The 22,002-nt window shown below is 32.4% G+C and carries 20 protein-coding genes; 5 read left to right on the top strand and 15 right to left on the bottom strand.

Annotation, left to right across the window (positions count from 1 at the left end; translation table 11 throughout):
• Positions 1-114: 114 nt before the first annotated feature.
• Positions 115-849 (top strand): NYN domain-containing protein, encoded by a 735-nt coding sequence (locus ABD941_RS13145; RefSeq protein WP_345274604.1) that lies wholly within the window; start codon positions 115-117, stop codon positions 847-849.
• Positions 850-853: 4 nt separating this feature from the next.
• Here the strand turns inward: ABD941_RS13145 and ABD941_RS13140 are convergent, their stop codons facing one another.
• The 8 genes from ABD941_RS13140 to thrA all read right to left on the bottom strand — a co-directional run bounded on the left by ABD941_RS13140 (position 854) and on the right by thrA (position 9,622).
• Positions 854-1,573: a YebC/PmpR family DNA-binding transcriptional regulator gene (locus ABD941_RS13140; protein ID WP_345274603.1), complete on the bottom strand. Its 720-nt coding sequence runs from the start codon at positions 1,571-1,573 to the stop codon at positions 854-856.
• An 89-nt stretch (positions 1,574-1,662) separates the two neighbouring features.
• Complete coding sequence (locus ABD941_RS13135; RefSeq protein ID WP_345274602.1) at positions 1,663-1,953, bottom strand: 4a-hydroxytetrahydrobiopterin dehydratase; 291 nt, start codon at positions 1,951-1,953, stop codon at positions 1,663-1,665.
• Positions 1,954-2,008: 55 nt separating this feature from the next.
• Positions 2,009-2,839: a sugar nucleotide-binding protein gene (locus ABD941_RS13130; protein WP_345274601.1), complete on the bottom strand. Its 831-nt coding sequence runs from the start codon at positions 2,837-2,839 to the stop codon at positions 2,009-2,011.
• A 36-nt stretch (positions 2,840-2,875) separates the two neighbouring features.
• A complete protein-coding gene (gcvT, locus tag ABD941_RS13125; protein ID WP_345274600.1) occupies positions 2,876-3,958 on the bottom strand; it encodes a glycine cleavage system aminomethyltransferase GcvT in 1,083 nt (360 codons plus the stop codon).
• A gap of 272 nt (positions 3,959-4,230) precedes the next feature.
• Positions 4,231-4,836 (bottom strand): hypothetical protein, encoded by a 606-nt coding sequence (locus ABD941_RS13120; RefSeq protein WP_345274599.1) that lies wholly within the window; start codon positions 4,834-4,836, stop codon positions 4,231-4,233.
• Positions 4,837-4,948: 112 nt separating this feature from the next.
• Complete coding sequence (gene thrC / locus ABD941_RS13115; protein ID WP_345274598.1) at positions 4,949-6,241, bottom strand: threonine synthase; 1,293 nt, start codon at positions 6,239-6,241, stop codon at positions 4,949-4,951.
• Between the two features lie 3 nt (positions 6,242-6,244).
• Positions 6,245-7,165 (bottom strand): homoserine kinase, encoded by a 921-nt coding sequence (locus tag ABD941_RS13110; RefSeq protein WP_345274597.1) that lies wholly within the window; start codon positions 7,163-7,165, stop codon positions 6,245-6,247.
• Positions 7,166-7,177: 12 nt separating this feature from the next.
• Positions 7,178-9,622 carry a bifunctional aspartate kinase/homoserine dehydrogenase I gene (gene thrA, locus ABD941_RS13105; RefSeq protein WP_345274596.1) on the bottom strand — a complete coding sequence of 815 codons (2,445 nt, stop codon included), beginning with the start codon at positions 9,620-9,622 and terminating at the stop codon, positions 7,178-7,180.
• A 342-nt stretch (positions 9,623-9,964) separates the two neighbouring features.
• Between thrA and ABD941_RS13100 the strand changes: the two genes are divergently transcribed.
• Positions 9,965-11,521, top strand: a complete 1,557-nt coding sequence (locus tag ABD941_RS13100) for an NAD(P)H-hydrate dehydratase (RefSeq protein ID WP_345274595.1) — start codon at positions 9,965-9,967, stop codon at positions 11,519-11,521.
• A gap of 54 nt (positions 11,522-11,575) precedes the next feature.
• On the opposite strand, the gene ABD941_RS13095 is transcribed toward ABD941_RS13100, so the two are convergent.
• Entirely contained in the window at positions 11,576-12,949 is a 1,374-nt protein-coding gene (locus ABD941_RS13095) for a TlpA family protein disulfide reductase (RefSeq protein WP_345274594.1), read from the bottom strand.
• 227 nt (positions 12,950-13,176) lie between these two features.
• On the opposite strand from ABD941_RS13095, the gene hutH reads away from it, so the two are divergent.
• Positions 13,177-14,685 carry a histidine ammonia-lyase gene (hutH, locus tag ABD941_RS13090; RefSeq protein ID WP_345274627.1) on the top strand — a complete coding sequence of 503 codons (1,509 nt, stop codon included), beginning with the start codon at positions 13,177-13,179 and terminating at the stop codon, positions 14,683-14,685.
• Here the strand turns inward: hutH and ABD941_RS13085 are convergent, their stop codons facing one another.
• Genes ABD941_RS13085 through ABD941_RS13065 form a run of 5 tightly spaced genes read right to left on the bottom strand, consistent with a single transcriptional unit; the run spans position 14,686 to position 18,698 of the window.
• Entirely contained in the window at positions 14,686-15,540 is an 855-nt protein-coding gene (locus tag ABD941_RS13085) for a substrate-binding domain-containing protein (protein WP_345274593.1), read from the bottom strand.
• A gap of 13 nt (positions 15,541-15,553) precedes the next feature.
• A complete protein-coding gene (locus tag ABD941_RS13080) occupies positions 15,554-16,423 on the bottom strand; it encodes a nucleoside phosphorylase (protein ID WP_345274592.1) in 870 nt (289 codons plus the stop codon).
• Entirely contained in the window at positions 16,413-17,357 is a 945-nt protein-coding gene (locus ABD941_RS13075; protein WP_345274591.1) for a DUF1835 domain-containing protein, read from the bottom strand. Before ABD941_RS13075 ends, ABD941_RS13080 begins: the two co-directional genes overlap by 11 nt.
• A gap of 2 nt (positions 17,358-17,359) precedes the next feature.
• A complete protein-coding gene (locus ABD941_RS13070; RefSeq protein ID WP_345274590.1) occupies positions 17,360-17,689 on the bottom strand; it encodes a translation initiation factor in 330 nt (109 codons plus the stop codon).
• Positions 17,690-17,747: 58 nt separating this feature from the next.
• Positions 17,748-18,698 (bottom strand): isopenicillin N synthase family dioxygenase, encoded by a 951-nt coding sequence (locus ABD941_RS13065; protein ID WP_345274589.1) that lies wholly within the window; start codon positions 18,696-18,698, stop codon positions 17,748-17,750.
• Positions 18,699-18,861: 163 nt separating this feature from the next.
• Here ABD941_RS13065 and ABD941_RS13060 point away from each other — a divergent pair, with 163 nt between their 5' ends.
• Positions 18,862-20,838, top strand: a complete 1,977-nt coding sequence (locus ABD941_RS13060; RefSeq protein WP_345274588.1) for an alpha-ketoacid dehydrogenase subunit alpha/beta — start codon at positions 18,862-18,864, stop codon at positions 20,836-20,838.
• Between the two features lie 23 nt (positions 20,839-20,861).
• The gene (locus ABD941_RS13055; protein ID WP_345274587.1) at positions 20,862-21,269 is read left to right on the top strand and encodes a 3D domain-containing protein; all 408 of its coding nucleotides are present in this window, start codon (positions 20,862-20,864) and stop codon (positions 21,267-21,269) included.
• 563 nt (positions 21,270-21,832) lie between these two features.
• Here the strand turns inward: ABD941_RS13055 and ABD941_RS13050 are convergent.
• Complete coding sequence (locus tag ABD941_RS13050; protein WP_345274586.1) at positions 21,833-21,967, bottom strand: hypothetical protein; 135 nt, start codon at positions 21,965-21,967, stop codon at positions 21,833-21,835.
• Positions 21,968-22,002 lie beyond the last annotated feature (35 nt).

Genomic DNA, 22,002 nt, shown 5'->3' with positions numbered 1-22,002 from the left:
TTAGTCTCAGTAAAAGTAAAAAGAAACTAAGGCTTACTTATATAAAGAAAAGTTAAAATAATTAATAGAGTGCTTGTTAATACCTTCTGTTATATTTCTTTATCTTTAGCCATTATGATACAAGACACAAAAATTGCCGTATTGATAGATGGAGATAATATCCCATCAAAATATATTTCTGAAATGATGGAAGAAATTGCCAAATATGGGACACCAACTATAAAAAGGATTTATGGCGATTGGACTAAACCACATTTATCTAAATGGAAAAATGTATTGCTTGAAAATGCCATAACGCCTATACAACAATATGGATATACTACTGGTAAAAATGCCACCGATTCAGCAATGATTATTGATGCTATGGATATTTTATATTCTGAAAAAGTGAATGGATTTTGCTTGGTGTCATCTGACAGTGATTTTACAAAACTGGCTACACGCTTACGTGAAGCAGCTATGGTTGTTTACGGTATGGGAGAAAAGAAAACACCAAATCCGTTTATAGTAGCTTGCGATAAGTTTATTTATTTAGAGATTCTTTCAACTGAGGACGATAGTGATAAAGATGATAAAAGCGGAAAACCTAAAAAGACTAATTTATATAATATCACACCTAAAGTCATAAGGCTGCTTAAAAATTCGGTTGCTGATGCTGCCGATGATGATGGTTGGGCATTTTTAGGTGATGTTGGGTCTTTAATTTTAAAAAAGCAGCCAAACTTCGATTCGCGTAACTTTGGTTTTCAAAAACTAACACCACTTTTTAAATCACTTCCACAATTTGAAATTGAACAACGCGATAAATCTAATGGGCGATTTAAATTGATTTATGTGAAGAATAAATAATTATTTATTCTGTTGTTTCTTCCATAGTATGATAAACGTTTTGCACATCATCATCCTCTTCAAGTTTTTCTAATAGTTTTTCTACATCTGTAGCTTGCTCTGTGTTTAATTGTTTTGTTACTTGCGGAATACGCTCAAAACCGGAAGACAAGATTTCAATATCTCTACGTTCTAATTCAGCTTGAATGGCTCCAAAGCTTTCAAAAGGCGCATAGATTAGAATACCATCGTCATCTGCAAAAACTTCTTCTGCACCAAAATCTATAAATTCAAGTTCTATGTCTTCGGGGTCTAAGCCTTCTGCATTAATTCTAAAATTACAGGTATGGTCAAACATAAAAACCACAGAACCAGAAGTACCTAAACTGCCATCACATTTATTAAAATAACTACGTACGTTAGCTACTGTTCGGGTATTGTTATCTGTTGCTGTTTCAACTAAAACAGCTATACCATGCTGTGCATAGCCTTCAAAAATAACTTCTTTATAATCGCCTTGTCCTTTTTCACTTGCTTTTTTTATAGCACGTTCCACATTGTCTTTTGGCATGTTTACAGACTTGGCATTCTGAATAACAGCTCTTAAACGTGAATTACTATCTGGATCTGGTCCACCTTCCTTTACAGCCATAACAATGTCCTTTCCAATACGTGTAAAGGCTTTGCTCATAGCAGACCAGCGTTTCATTTTTCTTGCTTTTCTAAACTCAAAAGCTCTTCCCATAATTTGAATTATTTTATTTTAATTCCCTTGAAGTAGAATTATTTTTTTGAAATTTCAACAAAGTTAAAAACCTAATGCTTAATAGCAAATTATTCCTCAGGTTCTACAATGTTTTCTATAGCTTCTGCTAATTTAAAATCTTTATTGGTAACACCATTTGCATCGTGTGTAGATAATGAAATAGTTAACACATTATAGACATTAGACCAATTTGGATGATGGTTTAAGGCTTCACATTCAAAAGCAATCCTGCTCATAGCACTGAAACAATCTTTGAAATTTTCGAATTCAAATTCGGCATGAATGGCATTGTCATAAAATTCCCAATCTGGAAAGCGAAGTAATTTTTTTTCGATGTCGTCTTCTGAAAATTTAACCATAATTTATTGAAATGATAATTTTTTACAAATTAATCATTTACTTGTTTATTGACAACTATATTTTTAATTCTGAAATTATGTCTTGACTATAAAGTTGAAGATGTTTTGGAAGTTTGTTGAACTTTGGTAAAACGGCTAAATATCTATCATCATTTGTAGTATAAACACGTTTGTAAATCGCTTTTTCTTCAAACGGAAACGCATTGACAATTTCCTTAATAAAATCATCATGGTGTACTAAATCATTACTTCCTAAATGAAAAATACCAAATTTATTTCTGTTAATGATGTAATGGATTTGCTGTGTTATTTTAGAATCTGTTGTTACATTCATTATTAAATTAGGGAATACCTCAATAGGCTCTTTGTCTTTTATATATTGAATGATTTCTTGTACTCTTGGCGATTGTGACCCAAAAACCATAGGTAATCTTAAAATAGCAATTTGCTTTTTAGGCAAACGTAATAGCATATTTTCTATTTTTATTTTGAAATGTCCATAAATGCTATTACTATAGGTCTTATCCTGTTCGTAACTTGGATACTTTATATAGGCATCAAAAACATTGGCTGATGACAAATAAAGAAGCTTGATTTTATTTGTAAAGACATATTCTGCTAGATGCTGATGTATCAATACTTGTTTTGAAAAATTGCCGCGGAGCGCAGAAATAATAATGGTAGGCTTTACAATATCTAAGATTTCATAAATATCATCTTCTTCAATATTGTACTGAAAAAAGTGTTTATTCTTTTCAAATACAGCATTTGAAATGTTATAAGTTCCGAAAGTCCTAAAATAGGAGCAGAGTTCTTTATAAATGGCACCGCCTAAAAAACCACTTGCTCCTAAAATTAAAATTTTATGTTTACTTTCTTTCCTCATGACCATTTTCATTCGCAACTTTTTAGCTAAAAAGAATTAGCTTTTATAAAATGGTAATTTTATAACGGTAGCTGGTATTGCTTTTTTACGAATTTGAATATTGATTTTACTACTTACATCACTAAAAATAGTGGGTACATAACCTAAACCAATACCTTTGCCTAAAGACGGCGACATGGTTCCTGAGGTCACCTTACCAATAATTTTGCCTTGATTGTCTACAATATCATAACCTTGACGCGGAATACCACGTTCATCTAACTCAAAAGCGATTAGTTTGCGTTCTGGTCCACGTTCTTTTTCTGCTTTTAAAGCCTTTGAATTCGTAAAATCTTTAGTGAATTTTGTTATCCAACTTAAGCCAGCTTCAATAGGCGAGGTGGTATCATCAATATCATTTCCGTAAAGGCAATACCCCATTTCTAAACGCAAGGTATCACGAGCGGCTAGGCCAATGGGTTTGATGCCGAAATCTGATCCTGCTTCTAAAACCTCATCCCATACTTGTTTTATTTCTGAATTTTTACAGTAGATTTCAAATCCGCCACTTCCGGTATATCCTGTTGCAGAAATTATAACATGTTCAATACCAGCAAAATCGCCAACTACAAAATTATAGAATTTTATAGCAGATAAATCATGGCTCGTTAGACTCTGCATGGCTTCAATGGCTTTTGGGCCTTGAATGGCAAGAAGTGAATAGTCTTCACTTAAATTACGCATTGTGGCACCAACAGTATTTTTAGATTGAATCCAATTCCAATCTTTTTCTATATTACTAGCATTAACAACTAATAAATATTGCTCTTCTTTAATTTTATATATGATTAAATCATCAACAATACCACCTTCATCATTTGGTAAACAACTGTATTGAGCTTTTCCAATAGTTAATTTAGAAGCATCATTACTCGATACGCTTTGTATTAATTCAAGTGCATGTTCACCTTCAATTAAAAATTCGCCCATGTGCGATACATCAAACACCCCAACTGCATTACGAACCGTTTCGTGTTCAATATTAACACCTTCATATTGTACTGGCATATTATAGCCTGCAAAAGGCACTATTTTAGCTCCAAGAGCTTCGTGAGTTTCTGTTAAGGCTGTGTTTTTCATTGAGAATGATTTTTTTATCATTCCCTCTAAGGAGGGAATCTCATTATTTAACGAAAAACAAATGTATTGAAAATTTATATGAACACTTTCGCGGAAAGTTGAAAAGGTTTGTTAAAATTGTGATGTTTTATTTAGATATTAAAAATGTATATGAAGGCTTCGTGTAACGTGTTTGTACAAGATTAATTTCATGGTTATGCAACTAATTTTATCAATAAGTGAGAACAAGCAATTAATTTATACTTTGTTAGCTATAGTATCTGGTTGTTTTATTATTGACATAGAGAATTATAAAGTTCTATCGTTTTATTAAAAAGTGTTTCATGAGTTTTAAACTCTCCTTTATACTGTTTTTTAAATTCTTCACATTTTAAAAGATATGGTATAATGTGCTTTTTCATATCCTTTTTTCCTTTTATGTCATAGAATTTACCATTAGGCATTTTAATAGTATAATGATAAGCTCCCATTTTTGAACCTCCTTGTTTCCAATCCCCTAATGCGTCTCCAGGAGTAAATTTTGTAGATGACTTAGTTCTATAAGAATCATTAGAGTATGTTTTAATCTTTCCATCAACAGATCTAGGTAAAAATCTTACATAACCATCTGGTTTACTTGCTTTAAGAGGTATTCTATCTCTAGTAGTACCTTCTTTATAGAAAGTAGTCACATTAGGGCATTCTTTCCTTTTTTCATATTTAACCATCTTACCATCTAATTTCTTATAATTCATCCTCTTTAGATATCCTTGACCGGTTGTCCAATAGTTCAAATTTTTGCAGAAAGTTGTGTCATTATCAACAATAAAATAATCTTGAGAAAAAGATGAATACCTAAATAAAATCACTAATAGAAGAAATAAAAATATTTTTTTCATTTTGTTTATGCTTTTGTTTATTGTAGCCAACGCAAAGATAAAGTTCTGTTTAAATAAACTGTATTGATTGTTAAACGAATTGAGTTAAAAATTATTACAAAGTCAAACTTGCTTAAGCTAATAAAAACCCTTTCAAATCCTCATAAGTAGAAATAACAACCGATTCTTTTTTTCTTCCCATAACCGATTGTATTTGTTGAGGTAAAGGTTGTTCTTCTTTAATAACTTCCTCTACAACATCTAAAAATTTAGTAGGATGCGCTGTTTCTAAAAACACACAATGTGTGTTTGGATTTTCTTTTAGATGTGCTTTACAACCTAAATAGCCAACAGCACCATGCGGGTCTGCCACGTAGTTAAAGTTGTTATATATTTCTAACATGGCTTCTCGTGTTTCATCATCTGTGAAACTATAAGAGGATATGTTTTCTTTTAAACTCTCGAAGTTGTTTTTATAAATCTCTTGGATACGAATAAAGTTGCTTGGCGCACCTACATCCATAGCATTACTAATAGTTTGAACTGATGGTTTTGGTTCGTATAACTGAGAAATTAAATAACGTGTTACCACATTATTAGTATTATTAGAGGCTACAAAATGTTTAATTGGTAAGCCTAACTGTTGCGCCATCATACCTGCGCATACATTTCCAAAATTTCCACTTGGTACAGAAAACACAATGTCATGGTGCTCATTTTGCAATTGCTTATAAGCAAACATAAAATAGAATAATTGAGGTAACCAACGTGCTACGTTTATAGAGTTTGCAGAGGTTAACTGCATTTTATTGGTTAACTCTTCATCTAAAAACGCCGTTTTTACCATAGCTTGACAATCATCAAACGTACCGTTGACTTCTAAAGCCTTTATGTTTTGCCCTAAAGTGGTTAATTGCATTTCTTGAATATTGCTCACTTTTCCGCTAGGGTATAAAATTACCACATTAACACCTTTGACACCTAAAAAACCGTTGGCCACCGCACCACCAGTATCTCCAGAAGTCGCTACTAAAACGGTCACTTCGTTTGTGTTGTCTTTATTGAAATAGCCTAAACAGCGTGCCATAAAACGAGCGCCCACATCTTTAAATGCCATAGTAGGGCCATGAAACAACTCTAATGTTGAAATGTTATCGTTTAGATTAACGACTGGAAAATCAAAGGATAAGGTTTCTTCAACTATTGTTTTTAAAACGTCTTCAGGAATTTCTGGAGACACAAATTGTTTTATAGCTTCAAAAGCAATTTCTGTATGGGAGAGACTATCAATATCATCAAAAAAAACCTTTGGTAAAGGGGTAATGCTTTCTGGAAAATATAGACCTTTATCTGGAGCCAATCCTTTTATAACGGCATTTTTAAAAGAAGTATTGGGTGCTTTATGGTTGAGTGAATAGTAATTCATTTATTAAATTATTTTTACACCATTGGTGTTGATTTTTGACACATGTATATCAAAGGCTATATCTGTTTTTGAATATACATTTTGCATAGCCTCTCTAACTTTGTTGGCTGCTTCTAAACCTTTGCATAATGAAAATATAGAAGGGCCAGAACCTGAAATTCCTGCGCCGAGAGCACCATGAATTAAAGCGGCTTCTTTTACAAGCGAAAACTTAGGAATCAACTGACTTCTATGGGGCTCTACAACAACATCGTTTAAGGAATTACTGATTAATTTATAATCACTGGTATGTAAAGCATGAACTAGGCTTCCTAAATTTGCCCACTGCTCAATGGCATGACCTAAAGGAACTTCTTTTGGTAGAATGGCTCTAGACTCCGAGGTTTTAATTTCGATTTGTGGATGAATAATAGTCGCATATAAATCATCTGGCGATGGGATTTCTAAAATCTGCAACGGCGATATACTTTTAACCAAAGTAAAGCCTCCAAAAAGAGCAGGAGCTAAGTTGTCGGCATGCTCGCATTTACTCGCTAAGGCTTCGCCTTTAATAGCAAATTCAGTAAGTTGGGTTTTATTGAATGGTTTTCCTAATAATTCATTCATACCAAATACACTGCCTACAGCACTTGCAGCGCTACTACCAATACCACTTCCTGGCTTTATGTTTTTATAGATTTCAATTTCAAAACCAAAATCGACATCAATAGCTGCATACATAGCTAATGCTGAAACTCCAGCGACATTTAATTCTGCTTCATAAGGCAAGTCATAACCTTCAATTTTAGTTATATGGATTCCTTTTTTATTGGTTTTTCTAATGATCATGTCATCACCAACATTATCCAAGCAAAAGCCCAATACATCAAAACCACAAGCTACATTAGCTACGGTTGCTGGAGAAAATATTTTTATTTCGTTCATGTTTTGTAGACTTTAATCATTTCCAAGTCTAATAATATCTGCAAATAACCCAGACGCTGTTACATCTGCGCCTGCACCAGCGCCTTTGATAATCATAGGTTGTTTTGGGTAACGTTCTGTATAGAACATCACAATATTATCGCTACCTTCTAGATTGTAAAATGGATGTCCCTCAGGAATTTCCTGTAAACCAACACTAGCTTTCCCATTATCAAACTTTGCTACATATTTTAACTGACAATTATTCAGTTTTGCGGAAGCATACAAACTTTGATAATGTGCTTCGTCAGCAATTAAAGTTTGGTAAAAATCATCTACCGTATCACTTTTTAGTCCAGATTCTGATAAAAATGATGTGTTTTCAATATCTTCTAAATTCATTTTAAAACCACTTTCTCTGGCAAGTATTAAAATTTTTCGAGCAACATCAACTCCACTTAAATCAATCCTTGGGTCTGGTTCAGTATAACCTTCAGCTCCAGCTTGTTTTACAATATCGTAAAACTTAGTTTTATCTGTAAAGTTATTAAACACAAAGTTTAAGCTTCCTGATAAAACGGCTTGAATGGTGTTTACTTTATCGCCCGATGCTATTAAATTACTCAGTGTGTCAATTACAGGTAAACCTGCACCAACATTAGTTTCAAATAAATATGGTGCGTTGTATTTTAATGATAATCGTTTTAATTCTTTATAGTTATTATAATCACTTGAACATGCAATTTTATTACACGCTACTATGGCAATACTTTCTCTTAAATATTGAGGATATAAGTTTGCTACATCTGCATTGGCTGTAACATCAACAAAAATACTATTGCGTAAATTCAATGCTCTTGTTTTTTCAAAAAAGTCTTGTAATGATGCTTTTTCTCCATTGGCTAATTGTGTATTCCAATCTGTTAAATCAAGACCGGTTTCATCAAAAACCATAGTTCTTGAATTTGATAATCCTGCTACTCTAAGATTAATTTTAAGATTGTCTTTTAAATATTTTTTTTGCTGTTTTATTTGTTCAACCAAACGTTCACCAACATTTCCAACACCTGTAATAAATACATTGAGTTGTTTTGTTTTCGACTCAAAAAATTGCTCATGTAATGTGTTTAGAGCTTTCTTTATATCTTTTTCATCAATAACAGCCGTTATATTCTTTTCTGAAGCACCTTGGGCAATTGCTCTTATATTAATATTGTTTTTTCCTAAGCTACTAAACATTTTGCCACTAATGCCTTGGTGATTTTTCATATTATCACCAACTAATGCTATAATGGATAAGCCTGTTTCTATAATAATGGGCTCAATTTTCCCTAAAGCAATTTCATTTTCAAAAACGGCATCTATAGCATTTTTAGCATTTTTAGATTCTTTGTCTTCAATGCCTAAACAGATAGAATGTTCTGAAGACGCTTGAGTTATCATGATAACATTTATCTTTTCTTGAGATAAGGTTTCAAACAACCGCTTTGAAAATCCTGGAATACCAACCATCCCACTTCCTTCTAAAGTCAATAAAGCTATATTATTTATGTTACTAATACCTTTTACTGGATTAGAAGATTTTATGTCCTCATTAGAAATTACTGTTCCGGCAGCATCAGGCTCCAAAGTATTCTTGATATGAATTGGAATATCTAAACTCAATACAGGTTGTACTGTTGGAGGATATAACACTTTGGCCCCAAAATGCGATAATTCCATAGCTTCTTGATAAGAAATCTTTTCAATTGGGTAGGCTTGTTTTACCAATTTGGGATTAGTAGTAAACATACCGCTAACATCGGTCCATATTTCCAATTGTTCAACATGTAAAGCTGCAGCAATAATAGCAGCTGTAAAATCAGAACCACCACGGCCAAGTGTTGTTTGTTCACCAGTTTTAGAACTAGCTACAAACCCAGGTAAAATAGTAATATTTTGAGGCGCTGAACTAAAATAGTCTTTAATATTTTGATTTGTAATTGAATAATCAACTTCTGCTTTTGTATAATTGGAGTTGGTAATTATTAATTTTTGAGTGTTTTTCCTACCGGCAGACAAGCCTCTGTTCATCATTGTTCCTGCTATAATGAAAGAGGATAATCGCTCGCCATAACTTACCAATTTATCAGAAGTTTTAGGTGATAATTCATTAATCAAAAATATGCCTTCTAATAAGTTTTTTAGGCTGTTATGTCGTCCTTCAGCATATTTAAGAATAGAAAGATTATTATCTGGATTTAACGCTTTTATAATACTTAAGTGTTTTTCTTTGATGAACTCAAATGTTTTAACAAAATTTCGGTCCTTATTTTGCGCCTGCTTGCCTGCTAAAAGCAATTTATCGGTAATACCACCAACTGCAGAAACTACACATGCTATGGAATCATCTTTTCCATAGTTTTCTAATATATTGATGACGTTATTTATGTTTTTTGAAGAACCTACTGAAGTTCCTCCAAATTTTAAAACCTTCATGTTTTAATGCATTGAATAATTAAAAATAATATTTAAAATATTGTAATTTTTGAAATTACAACGATAGCCTGAAGAATATATAACTAGCAACCCCAAAGGGTTGTCATATTTGTAGTTGTACCAAAAAAAGTAACTGTTGCTTCTGTTAAAGAAGCAATAATTGTGTTAGTATTTTGGTTTAAATGAATCATTATAGTTATATAATATATTCCAAAAGTATTACTTTTAGACTTATAAAAAAACTAAAACAAATTTTTTATAGTATTCTTATATTGTAACGATTTTCATAGAAAAAAAACGACAAACAATAATAAGAATTGAAAAATCAATAATTACTTATACATGAAAGTATTTTCTAAAGAACAGATTTACGAAGGCGATAAACTAACTGCAGAGCGGCAACAAATTTCGTCTACCGATTTAATGGAGCGTGCAGGCACTCAAATCTTTAATTGGATGCACGCACGTATGCAAGGTGCTCAAGTACCTATTCATGTATTTTGTGGTATTGGAAATAATGGAGGCGATGGCTTGGTTTTGGCTCGGCACATGGTAACACATGGTTATAATGTGAATACTTATGTTATTAACTGTAGCGATAAACGTTCTAAGGATTTCCTGGTTAATTATGATAGAATTAAAAATGTAACAAAAAAATGGCCTACACTTTTAAGTTGTTCTGAGGATTTTCCAGAAATACACCCTGATGATATTATTGTTGATGCGGTTTTTGGAATTGGTTTAAACCGATCTGTAGATGATTGGGTAAAAGGGTTGTTTGTGCATTTTAGAAACAGTAAAGCCTTTACATTGTCTATAGATATACCATCGGGATTGTATACTGATAAAGCTGTTGAAGATGAAAATGCTGTGGTTTGGGCTGGGTTTACATTAAGTTTTGCCTCGCCTAAATTAGTGTTCTTTTTACCAGAAACTGCTAAATATACTGTGCAATGGGAAGTTTTGGATATTGGATTGGATCAAGAGTTTTTATTTAATACGCAAACTGAAGTAGAATTAATTGGTAAGCACGAAGTACTTCCAAATTATATCCCAAGGGAAAAATTTGCCCATAAAGGACAATTTGGTCACGCCTTAATCATTGGTGGAAGTTATGGGAAAATTGGTGCCGTTACTTTAACAAGTCGGGCTGTTTTATCAACTGGAGCAGGATTGGTTTCCGCGTATATTCCAAAGTGTGGATATAACGCTATTCAAGCTTCATTTCCTGAGGCCATGGTTATTACAGATACAGATGAGGAAAAAATAACGGACATCACATTTGATATAGAACCTACAGTTATTGGCTTTGGAATAGGAGCGGGAACAAACACAAAAACAGCATATGCTTTTGAAACTTTTTTAAAGTCAAATAAAGTGCCACTAGTAATAGATGCAGATGGTATAAATTTACTTTCCAAAAAGAAGACTTTATTAAAATTATTGCCAGAACAAACTATTTTGACACCACATCCCAAGGAACTGGAACGATTAATAGGTACATGGAAAAATGATTTTGATAAACTTAAAAAGGTTAAGACCTTCTCAAAAAAGCATAACCTTATTCTAATTATTAAAGGAGCCAATACCATTACGGTTTTTGATAATAAACTTTATGTGAACACTACAGGAAATCCTGGATTAGCAACGGCAGGAAGTGGCGATGTACTAACAGGCGTTATTACGGGATTAATTTCGCAACGTTATAATCCATTAATAGCTGCTATATTTGGTGTGTATTTACATGGCAGGTCTGCGGATATAGCTGTGGAAGATTTTGGATACCAAAGCTTAATAGCAAGCCATATTATTGATTATTTGGGAGAAGCCTATATAGATTTGTTTAAACAACCCGAACAACCTCCAAAACACCTAGATGATGAGGATACTTCAAAATGAATAAACTAAAAAAAGTCGCAAATAGCGACTTTTTTTAGTTTATGTAGTATTCTTTTATAAGTCTAGCGATAAAAACAAATCAACAAGTGCTGGATTTGATGGTCTAGGCGCATTGGCATCAACAATATTACTTTCCGTATCAATTAATATAAATCTAGGAATTCCCTCAATTTGATAATCTCTAACAAATGAAGACTGCCAATCTTTATCCGCAAACAATTGCATGCCGCCCAATTCTTTTTCGTTAACCATGGTTTTCCATTTATCATAATCAGCTACCCTGTCAATAGAAAGGCTAACAAACTCAATGTTTTTATCGTGATATTGCTCTTCTATTTTTTTAAGTGATGGAATTTCTCTAACACAAGGTCCGCACCAAGTTGCCCAAACATCAATATAAACATACTTTCCTTTTAAATCGGTTAAAGATGTGGTGCCACCGGCATGATTTTCATAGTTGTTAAACTGTGGCGAAGGCTTGCCTTTAGCTAAAGCAGTAATTTTATTATACTTTTCGGTGATTAAAGCATTCTTTTTTTCGTCAGTTGAATGTTTTAAAAATGCTTGATAAAATGCTTCAATATCTTTAGAACGGTTCATGTTATAATTCGCGTAGTCGTATAATAACGTATTCTTTATGAGTGTGCTTTTGATTGAATTCACCGTTTTTATAAAGGCCATATCATCAGCAATAGAATCTTTTTCAACTAAAGTTTTTGCCTTTTCGTTGTAATAGTCTGTTAAGATAGCTTTATAGGCATTTGAAAAACTAAAATCTGACTCATTAGAATAGTCAAAATCATCAAATTCATTTAAAAATCCCTCTGAAACCGTAAATGTGCTATTTTTGGAAAAATAACGATGGACGTTTTCATAGTCTTTTAATTTGTTTAGGTAGTCATATTGTAGATTTCGTTTTTCCTTGGTTAAATAATCACTAGAAATACCTTCTGTACTATTCAATAATGAATCTTGAGAACTTTTAATGGCTAAAAGTTTGTCTTTTAATGCTGTTTCACCTAGTGAATAGACAGCACTACCGTTTCCAAACAATTTTTTCTCATTTTTTCTTTTTGCTGCTAAATAGTTATTTACTTCAGAACCAGTTCCTCTTATAGATAATGTATTTGAAAAATCTTTAGCATCATAGTTTATGATAAGATTATAGCCTGGTTCAATACTTAAAAAAATGGGATTAACACCATCAAAAAGCACATAAGAGTTTATATCTGTACTTAGTGTATCTTGAAAAATTCCATCATTGGAAATAGTTATATTTTCAGTAAAGCTTCTATCAAGGCTGTTTATAGATACATCTCCATTTAGTTTATTTGTTATTTTACCAGAAATAACAGCATAATCGACTTTAGGGTCTTCTTTGCACGCTATTAGGGCCAATGCAAATGCTAAAAAAAGTAGTTTCTTCATTTTATAAATTTATTTTGCTGCTAAAATAACATTTGCAAAATTATCATCTTAATTTTTGATAAATTATTAACACTTTTTAGAAGATAAACCTATATCGTATTTGCTTATAGTTTTTTAAGATGTCTGGTTTTTAATAATTGCTAATTGTATAGTATTTTACTTATTTGATGCTATTTTTTTGCGTATTCCATAATGATTTCTCATTTTTGATAGAAATATGATAATTGATAAACGTGAAACATATTATATCATCTAAAATACTTGATTTAGGAACTATTAATAGTATACTTTCTGATGAAAAAAAACTCGAACTATCCCGAACATCTAAAGATAAGATTATAGCATGTAGAACCTATTTAGATGCTAAACTAAAAACAAGAAGTAAACCTTTATATGGGATTAATACTGGTTTTGGTGCATTGCATAATGTAAAAATTTCTAATAAAAATTTAACCGTACTTCAAGAAAATCTAGTCATGTCCCATGCCTGTGGAACAGGGGAGCGCGTACCTAATAAAGTTGTTAAGCTCATGTTGCTTTTTAAGATTCAATCGCTGAGTTATGGACATAGCGGCGTGCAATTGGAAACCGTAGATAGATTAATTGATTTTTATAACAACGATATTTTACCGATTGTATATACACAAGGTTCCTTGGGGGCTTCTGGTGATTTAGCACCATTAGCACATTTGGCATTACCCCTAATTGGTAAGGGTAATGTTGTATATGAAGGAAAAGAACATGCTATAGAGACTGTTTTAAATGATTTTAATTGGCAAGCTATAGAATTGCAGTCTAAAGAAGGTTTGGCTCTTTTAAATGGCACCCAATTTATGAGTGCTTATGGTGTGTATTTGCTATTGAAGTCTTATAAATTATCCTATTTAGCAGATTTGATTGGTAGTATGTCTTTGGATGCTTTTGATGGTCGGATAGAACCTTTTAACGCCTTAGTACATTTGGTTAGACCACATAACGGACAACTAAAAACAGCTGAACGCTTACGGGGATTTTTGGATGGTAGTGAATTAATCCAACAAAAAAAGAAACATGTACAAGATCCGTATTCGTTTCGTTGTATGCCACAAGTACATGGTGCTACTAAAGATACTTTAGCATTTGTTGAAAAAACATTTAAAACGGAAATTAATGCGGTAACTGATAACCCGAATATTTTTTCTGAAGACGATTTGATTATTTCTGGAGGTAATTTTCACGGACAGCCTTTAGCTTTGGCTCTCGATTATCTTAAAATAGCGATGGCGGAGTTAGGAAATATTTCAGAGCGTAGAACATTTCAATTAGTATCTGGCCTTCGTGGATTGCCTGTGTTTTTAGTGAATAATCCAGGGTTGAATTCTGGTTTTATGATTCCGCAATATACTGCTGCTAGTATTGTAAGTGCTAACAAGCAATTAGCAACACCTGCAAGTGTAGATTCTATTGTCTCATCAAACGGGCAAGAAGATCATGTTAGCATGGGAGCAAATGCAGCCACACAAGCCTATACTTTAGTGAATAATGTGGAACGTATTTTAGCTATTGAGTTATTTAATGCATCACAAGCTCTATTTTTTCGAGTACCGAAAAAATCTTCAGCGTTTATAGAGTCTATTTTAAGTTTATACAGACAAGATGTTCCTTTTGTGGAAGATGATCGGGTTATGCATGATGATATTCAAGCATCTATTGATTTTATAGAATCTTTGGACGTGGATAGTCGAGAGTTGTATTAATTAGAGTTTATAAGTTAATTTATGGTAATCAACAATTTTAGGAATAATGTTCAATGCAAACAATTGGTTTTGAACGTTCATTACTGTTTTTTTATCAATCAATTCTTGCGACCATTCAGTAATACTCAACCATTCCTTCACATCATCTAATTGTTGCTCGTAACGATTTGCAATGGTTTTATCAATTCTAGGAATATCTTTAAATTCTTTGGTTGTTTTATTGATAATTTCTAAAATAGTTTTTAAATCATCTTTGTTAGATTCAATAAACGCTTCGCTTACAGCAATAACGAAACATGGCCATGGCGATGGGCAATCACCAATACGCCTAAATGTACCTTCGTCAACCAAAGGTTTTGTTGTGAATTTTTCCCATAAAAAATAATCCGCATCACCAGCAGTTAGACCTTTAACAGCTCCATTCAAATCTTTTATAACTTCAAAATCTAAATCATCATCTAAATTCCAATCATTATTTTCAGCATTTATGTAAGCCATTAAATGTGATCCGGATCCATATCTGCTTATAGCAGCTTTTGTACCTTTTAAATCTGCAATGGCTTTGTAAGGTGAATCATGAGCTACATGAACGCCCCAAACTAAAGGCGTTTGCACAAAAGTTTGTACAATTTTACTAGGGTTTCCAGCAATAATGTCTTTAATAACACCTTCAGTTAAAATAACAGCAATATCTATCTCGCCATTCCTAAGGCCTTTGCACATAGCGCCCGTACCTCCTGGATAATCATGCCATCTCAAATTGATGTTTTTGTCTTTATATTCGCCATCTTTTAGTGTTAAGTACCATGCTAAATTAAAATGTTCTGGCACACCGCCAATATTAACTTTCTTCATTAAATCAATCTGTTTATTCTACAATTTTACCTAGTGTATATGTAATTAAATGTTCTATAACTTTATATGGATTTTTACTAAATGTTCCAGAAGCTCTATTCGCAATAATAGCGTTTAAGGATATGGCATGATGCCCCAACAAGCTAGATAAACCATAAATGGCAGAAGTTTCCATTTCTAAATTAGTAATACAGTGCCCCTTAAAATTAAATGTATCCATTTTAGAATTTAAATTAACATCTTGAATTGCTAATCTTAAAACACGACCTTGTGGCCCATAAAAACCTCCTGCTGTTGCCGTTATACCTTTGTGTGTTTTATTGCTTTCAAACTTTTGTTCTAGTTTTTTGCTCCCTTTAATAAGAATTGGCCTGGCTTTATTTTTGTACCAATTGGTTTGTTCTATAAAGGCGTTTTCAATATCCGAATTAGTAATAGAGTCCGTTTTGTAAGAATGAAGCATGCCATTAATATCTAATCCATAAGTACTTATAAGAAAAGCGTCTACAGGAATATCTTTTTGCAGGGATCCCGATGTTCCTATTCTAATAATATCAAGACAAGTAAGTTTATCTTTTATTTGCTTAGTCACTAAATCGATATTAAAAAGCGCATCTAATTCGTTTAAAACAATATCAATATTATCGGGTCCAATACCTGTAGAAATTACAGTAATTCGTTTACTTTTATAGGTTCCTGTGTGTGTTCTAAATTCTCTTTTTTGGGTTTTAAATTCAATAGTATCAAAATGTTTAGATACAGCATCAACACGGTTTGGGTCACCAACAAAAATGATGGTTTTTGAAACGTTTTCGGGTTTTAAATTTAAATGATATATACTACCATCAGGGTTTAGGATAAGTTCAGATTCTTTAATGGGCATTTAAAACAGTTTTAACTAGTTTGTTTTCTGATTTACTGAATTGAAAATCAATTTTTTTAATACCTCCAAAAGTCATATTATTATCAATTTCTAAAGCAAAATTATGCTGCCCTAATAAAGCTTCATGACCTTTTCTGTTTAATACTAAAACGTCTTTTTCAATAGTGTAAAAGATACTAAGTTGGTCTATAATTCTTGATAATTGTAAGTCGCCATAGCCATAAAATCCTTGATAATTCAATGCATACCCCAGTAAATGGTGCTTAGAAGTAATGGTGTATTTATTTATGATTTCAAGTATGTTTCTTTCAAGGGTATTTAATCCTTGTATGGAGTCTGGAAAACGTTTTAAATGTGCTTTTAAGCAGTTGCTTAAATATTTAAAGTTTGAACTTTTAACAATAAATGGTTTAAGTAAATTATGGTCTTTACCACAGTAAATACCCCAAACGGTAGTTGCTAAATAAATATCTTCATCATTTAATCTTACTTTATCTCTATAATGATTGAATAGTTGTGAAGTGTTTAGTTCTGATAATCCTTTTAAATCATTACTACCAGAAATTCTACCGCTACACACTAAATATAAAGGAAGTTTTATCTTTTTTTGTTGAATAAGACTAATTACCGCAATCATATTTATATGGCAAAATAAATCGTATTCAAACCATAAAACAATTTCGGAATAAATATTATCGGCGTTATTTAATTTTGCTAGCTCAGATTCAACCTTAATTAAATCCAATTCTATATCATAACATGTGCTTAGAAAAGCCCCTCTTAGTTCTATAAATTCAGTAGTATGAATCTGTTCTATGGTAGGGCCTTCGCAAAACATTTCTTGCCAAGTTAATTTTTCGCCTTGAATTTCTAATTCATTTAGACGAGATGATAAGACACCTCCATTGGTAATATGAAGTGGTTGTTTGTTCATAATTATCCACCTACACGTTTTACATTAAATCCTTTATCTTTAAGCATCTGCATTATTTTATCACGGTAATCCCCTTGAATAATAATTTTATCATCTTTAAAACTACCTCCTACACTGAGTTTGGTTTTAATTTCTTTTGATAGTATTTTAAAATCTTCCGTTGCACCAGTATAACCTTCAAGAATGGTTATGGGTTTACCTTTTCGTTTTTCATATTTGCAAATTATAGGATCTTCTTGCATCCAAATACCCAGAGCACCATTGGTTTCAGAAGGCGTTTCTTCTTCAACATGATCTGGGAATAAATTTTTTAACTGGTCTTGTAAATCCATCTATTTAGTTTACAGTCGCAGTCTCAGTTTAGTTTAATACAAACTGATACCGCAAAACTTATTCTTTTTTAAGTCCTAATTCTATTAAACGTTCATTTAAAAATTCGCCTGCTGTAATGTCATCAAAGGCTTTTGGACTATTATCGTCTATACAGCTTTCTAAAACATCTAATTTCATATCGCTAATTGGGTGCATAAAAAACGGTATAGAATAGCGTGATGTTCCCCAAAGTTCCTTAGGTGGGTTTATAACACGATGTATGGTAGATTTTAGTCTATTATTAGTGTGTCTTGACAACATATCGCCTACATTAATCATAAGTTCATCAGGTTCAGCAATAGCATCAAGCCATTCACCTTTATGATTTTGAACTTGTAATCCACGACCTTGAGCTCCCATTAAAAGGGTAATTAAATTAATATCGCCATGTGCTGCAGCACGAACGGCTTCTTTAGGCTCTTCTGTAATAGGCGGGTAGTGTATAGGTCTTAGAATAGAATTTCCATTATATATATATTCATCAAAATAGGTTTCTTTTAAATCTAAATGTAAGGCTAAAGCTCGTAGAACATACTTTGCTGTTTTTTCAAGCATTCTATAGGTTTCTTTCCCTATTTTATTAAACTCAGGCAACTCATTGACAATAACATTTTCTGGGTATTCTTGTTTTAGTTTTTCATCATCTTCCACATACTGCCCAAAGTGCCAAAACTCTTTTAAGTCACCTTCTTTTTTACCTTTAGCACTTTCTTTCCCAAAAGATACATAGCCACGTTGCCCTCCAATACCTGGGATTTCATATTTGCGTTTAGTTTCTGTGTCTAGGCTAAAAAAGTTTTTAACTTCATCATATAGATTATTAACTAAAGTATCATCTAAAAAATGACCTTTAAGTGCTACAAAACCAATGTCTTCATAAGCTTTTCCTATAGCATTTACAAAGTTTTGTTTTCTAATAGGGTCGTTAGAAATGAAATCTTTTAAATTAACACTTGGTATGCTATTCATGTCATTTTTTGTTTAGAAATGTACGTATTACAAATGTACAAAAACATTGTAAAGTTTTACTAATTGAGATTTGTGTAAATTTTTAATTAATATTTACTTTTTATGGTATATTTGATAATGAAATGATGCTATTTTTATGAAAACTACAAAAGCTTCAGTCTGCATGACATACACTACAAAAGATCTAGATACAGATAAATTATTAGCATTATACAGGAATATGCTAAGACCCAGATTGATAGAGGAGAAAATGCTTATTCTTTTACGTCAAGGAAAAATAAGTAAATGGTTTTCTGGTATTGGACAAGAAGCTATTGCAGTTGGTGTAACCATGGCTTTACATGACGACGAATATATATTACCAATGCATAGAAATCTTGGTGTTTTTACGACTAGAAATATTCCACTCTATAGATTATTTGCACAATGGCAAGGTAAAGCATCAGGGTTTACTAAGGGGCGCGACAGATCATTTCATTTCGGCACACAGCACTATAAGATTGTGGGTATGATTTCGCATTTAGGTCCACAATTGGGTGTTGCTGACGGGATTGCATTAGCTTCCAAATTAAAACATAAAAATAAAGTTACTGCTGTTTTTACTGGTGAGGGTGGTACTAGTGAAGGTGATTTCCATGAGGCATTAAATGTAGCATCAGTATGGCAATTACCTGTTTTATTTTGTGTTGAAAATAATGGATACGGATTATCAACACCTACCAGCGAACAATATAACTGTAATGATATTGCAGATAGGGGATTAGGTTATGGTATGGAATCTCATATTATTGATGGTAATAATATTATTGATGTGTATAGTACAGTTAGAGCACTAGCTGAAAGTATTCGAAATAATCCTAGACCGATTCTATTAGAATTTAAAACCTTTAGAATGCGTGGTCATGAGGAAGCCAGTGGTACAAAATATGTTCCACAAGAGCTTATGGATAATTGGGCTATGAAAGATCCCTTAATGAATTTTCAAGCTTATTTAAAAGAAATTAATATTTTAAATGAAGAAGATGAAGTCTCTATAAAAGCTGCTATTGTAAGCGAAATTAACGAACATCTAGACGTTGCTTTTAATGAAGAAGCCATTATACCATATAAAACCATAGAATTAAATGATGTATTTAAAAAGTTTGAATATCAAGACATTAACAATAATTCAAATTTAAATGAAATTAGATTTATTGATGCTATTTCTCAAGGTTTAAGGCAAAGTCTGGAGCAACATAATGACTTGATTATTATGGGGCAAGATATAGCAGAATACGGTGGCGCTTTTAAAATAACAGATGGTTTTGTGGAGCAATTTGGGAAAGATAGAATACGAAATACACCAATTTGCGAGTCGGCTATTGTTGAAACCGCTATGGGATTATCTATTGCGGGCATAAAGAGTGTTGTTGAAATGCAATTTTCGGATTTTGTAACATCTGGATTTAATCCCGTGGTCAACTATTTGGCTAAGTCACATTATAGATGGAATCAAAATGCCGATGTAGTTATTAGAATGCCCTGTGGAGGTGGTGTTGCTGCGGGACCGTTTCATTCGCAAACTAACGAAGCTTGGTTTACCAAAACCCCAGGTTTAAAAGTGGTTTACCCAGCTTTTCCTTATGATGCGAAAGGCTTATTAGCAACAGCAATAAACGATCCAAACCCAGTTTTGTTTTTTGAACATAAAGGCTTATACCGAAGTATTCGTCAAGATGTTCCAACAGATTATTACACATTGCCTTTTGGAAAAGCTTCAATACTAAAAGCAGGTCACGATATAACTGTTATAAGCTATGGTGCAGCAATACATTGGGCATTAGAAACTTTGGATGCTACACCTAAAGTTTCAGCAGATGTTATTGATTTAAGGACCCTTCAACCTTTAGATACCGAAACCATTTTTAAATCGGTTAGAAAAACAGGAAAAGCCATAATTCTCCAAGAAGATTCATTGTTTGGAGGTATTGCAAGTGATGTTTCAGCCTTAATTATGGAACATTGTTTTGAATATTTAGATGCTCCCGTTAAAAGGGTTGCCAGTATGGAAACACCAATTCCTTTTGCTAAACAACTGGAAGACCAATATTTGTCAAAAAACAAGTTTGAAGATGCTTTAAAGGAAGTGCTTAACTACTAATAAAACTATTATAATCTAACATTTTGAGACTTTTAGTACTCTTTCTAATCGTGATTTTTGGTTGTAAAAAAACGGAGCCTAATATAGAAGCCGACTATATTTGGGATTCCTTGTACGTTACAGCCACAGCTTATAATGCGGTTATTGAACAAACGGATTCCAATCCAAGCATTACTGCTTTTGGAGATAGTTTAAAACCAGGTCTTAAGTGTGTTGCAGTTTCAAGGGATTTACTTCGGTTAGGCTTGAGACATAATATCCCAATTAAGATAGAAGGACTTGAAGGCATATATATCGTTAATGACAAAATGCATTCTAGATGGATCAAAAGTATTGATGTTTACATGGGTGAAGATATTAAAGCAGCAAAACAATGGGGTAGAAAAAGAGTGTGTATAGATTATGGTATTCCTAAGGAAAATTACAATTGAGTTCCCTTAAGCTAATCCTAGAAATAGTTTAAAAACGACTAATTTATTTTGTTTCTGCTTCGCTTAGAATAAATGGACAAGCAGCTTTTACTTGTTTTATTTTAAGTACAATTATTTAGAACATGCTTTGCAAATCACATTCAAATCATAGGTTTGACGCAATTCATAGTAGGCCTTTGTTAATTCATTTTGTACCGCAACAAATTGTATATAAGTCGTTTGTTTTCATTCTGTAAAGCTATTACAACATCTTTTAGAAGGTCTGAAGATTTTTTTTTTTGAGGTTACAATAACTGCATGAATCATCACCATTATTAATAATAACAGACTAAATAGAGCGTTTATGTTTTATGCTATAGCAATCTCCGGTAGGACATTCAGCAGTAAATATTCTGTTTATCCATTGTGGTCACCAAAAGAAAATAAGTAATAAAAATGCAATATCAGCCATAGACCCCACATTCACCTTGGGAATTAGTTTTGAATGCCTCATGATTATCGTTTTAAATATTAATACAAATTATCATTCACAAAAACAAAACTATAACCATTAGGCTAGCGGATTAGTGCGCGTAACGCTTAGTACCTTTCCAAGTACAGTTGTTTGAAGATTGAAAATTTATAATACGTTTATTAGTCAATAAATTTTCTTGAGTAATGCTATTTAAGTGTCTTGATATTTTAATGATTGATTTCATTTTCTTTGATTAAAAATTAATATTGAATTTAATTC

The sequence above is a fragment of the Flaviramulus aquimarinus genome, assembly GCF_039543205.1.
GTDB lineage: Bacteria > Bacteroidota > Bacteroidia > Flavobacteriales > Flavobacteriaceae > Flaviramulus_B > Flaviramulus_B aquimarinus.
Note: the sequence above shows the minus strand (reverse complement) of the source record. Positions and strands in the feature narration are given on the sequence as shown.

Excerpts from the sequence above, each read along its gene's own strand:
- ABD941_RS13145 (WP_345274604.1), top strand. The coding sequence starts at position 115 with ATGATACAAGACACAAAAATTGCCGTATTGATAGATGGAGATAATATC.
- ABD941_RS13140 (WP_345274603.1), bottom strand. The coding sequence starts at position 1,573 with ATGGGAAGAGCTTTTGAGTTTAGAAAAGCAAGAAAAATGAAACGCTGG.
- ABD941_RS13135 (WP_345274602.1), bottom strand. The coding sequence starts at position 1,953 with ATGGTTAAATTTTCAGAAGACGACATCGAAAAAAAATTACTTCGCTTT.
- ABD941_RS13130 (WP_345274601.1), bottom strand. The coding sequence starts at position 2,839 with ATGAGGAAAGAAAGTAAACATAAAATTTTAATTTTAGGAGCAAGTGGT.
- gcvT (WP_345274600.1), bottom strand. The coding sequence starts at position 3,958 with ATGAAAAACACAGCCTTAACAGAAACTCACGAAGCTCTTGGAGCTAAA.
- ABD941_RS13120 (WP_345274599.1), bottom strand. The coding sequence starts at position 4,836 with ATGAAAAAAATATTTTTATTTCTTCTATTAGTGATTTTATTTAGGTAT.
- thrC (WP_345274598.1), bottom strand. The coding sequence starts at position 6,241 with ATGAATTACTATTCACTCAACCATAAAGCACCCAATACTTCTTTTAAA.
- ABD941_RS13110 (WP_345274597.1), bottom strand. The coding sequence starts at position 7,165 with ATGAACGAAATAAAAATATTTTCTCCAGCAACCGTAGCTAATGTAGCT.
- thrA (WP_345274596.1), bottom strand. The coding sequence starts at position 9,622 with ATGAAGGTTTTAAAATTTGGAGGAACTTCAGTAGGTTCTTCAAAAAAC.
- ABD941_RS13100 (WP_345274595.1), top strand. The coding sequence starts at position 9,965 with ATGAAAGTATTTTCTAAAGAACAGATTTACGAAGGCGATAAACTAACT.
- ABD941_RS13095 (WP_345274594.1), bottom strand. The coding sequence starts at position 12,949 with ATGAAGAAACTACTTTTTTTAGCATTTGCATTGGCCCTAATAGCGTGC.
- ABD941_RS13085 (WP_345274593.1), bottom strand. The coding sequence starts at position 15,540 with ATGAAGAAAGTTAATATTGGCGGTGTGCCAGAACATTTTAATTTAGCA.
- ABD941_RS13080 (WP_345274592.1), bottom strand. The coding sequence starts at position 16,423 with ATGCCCATTAAAGAATCTGAACTTATCCTAAACCCTGATGGTAGTATA.
- ABD941_RS13075 (WP_345274591.1), bottom strand. The coding sequence starts at position 17,357 with ATGAACAAACAACCACTTCATATTACCAATGGAGGTGTCTTATCATCT.
- ABD941_RS13070 (WP_345274590.1), bottom strand. The coding sequence starts at position 17,689 with ATGGATTTACAAGACCAGTTAAAAAATTTATTCCCAGATCATGTTGAA.
- ABD941_RS13065 (WP_345274589.1), bottom strand. The coding sequence starts at position 18,698 with ATGAATAGCATACCAAGTGTTAATTTAAAAGATTTCATTTCTAACGAC.
- ABD941_RS13060 (WP_345274588.1), top strand. The coding sequence starts at position 18,862 with ATGACATACACTACAAAAGATCTAGATACAGATAAATTATTAGCATTA.
- ABD941_RS13050 (WP_345274586.1), bottom strand. The coding sequence starts at position 21,967 with ATGAAATCAATCATTAAAATATCAAGACACTTAAATAGCATTACTCAA.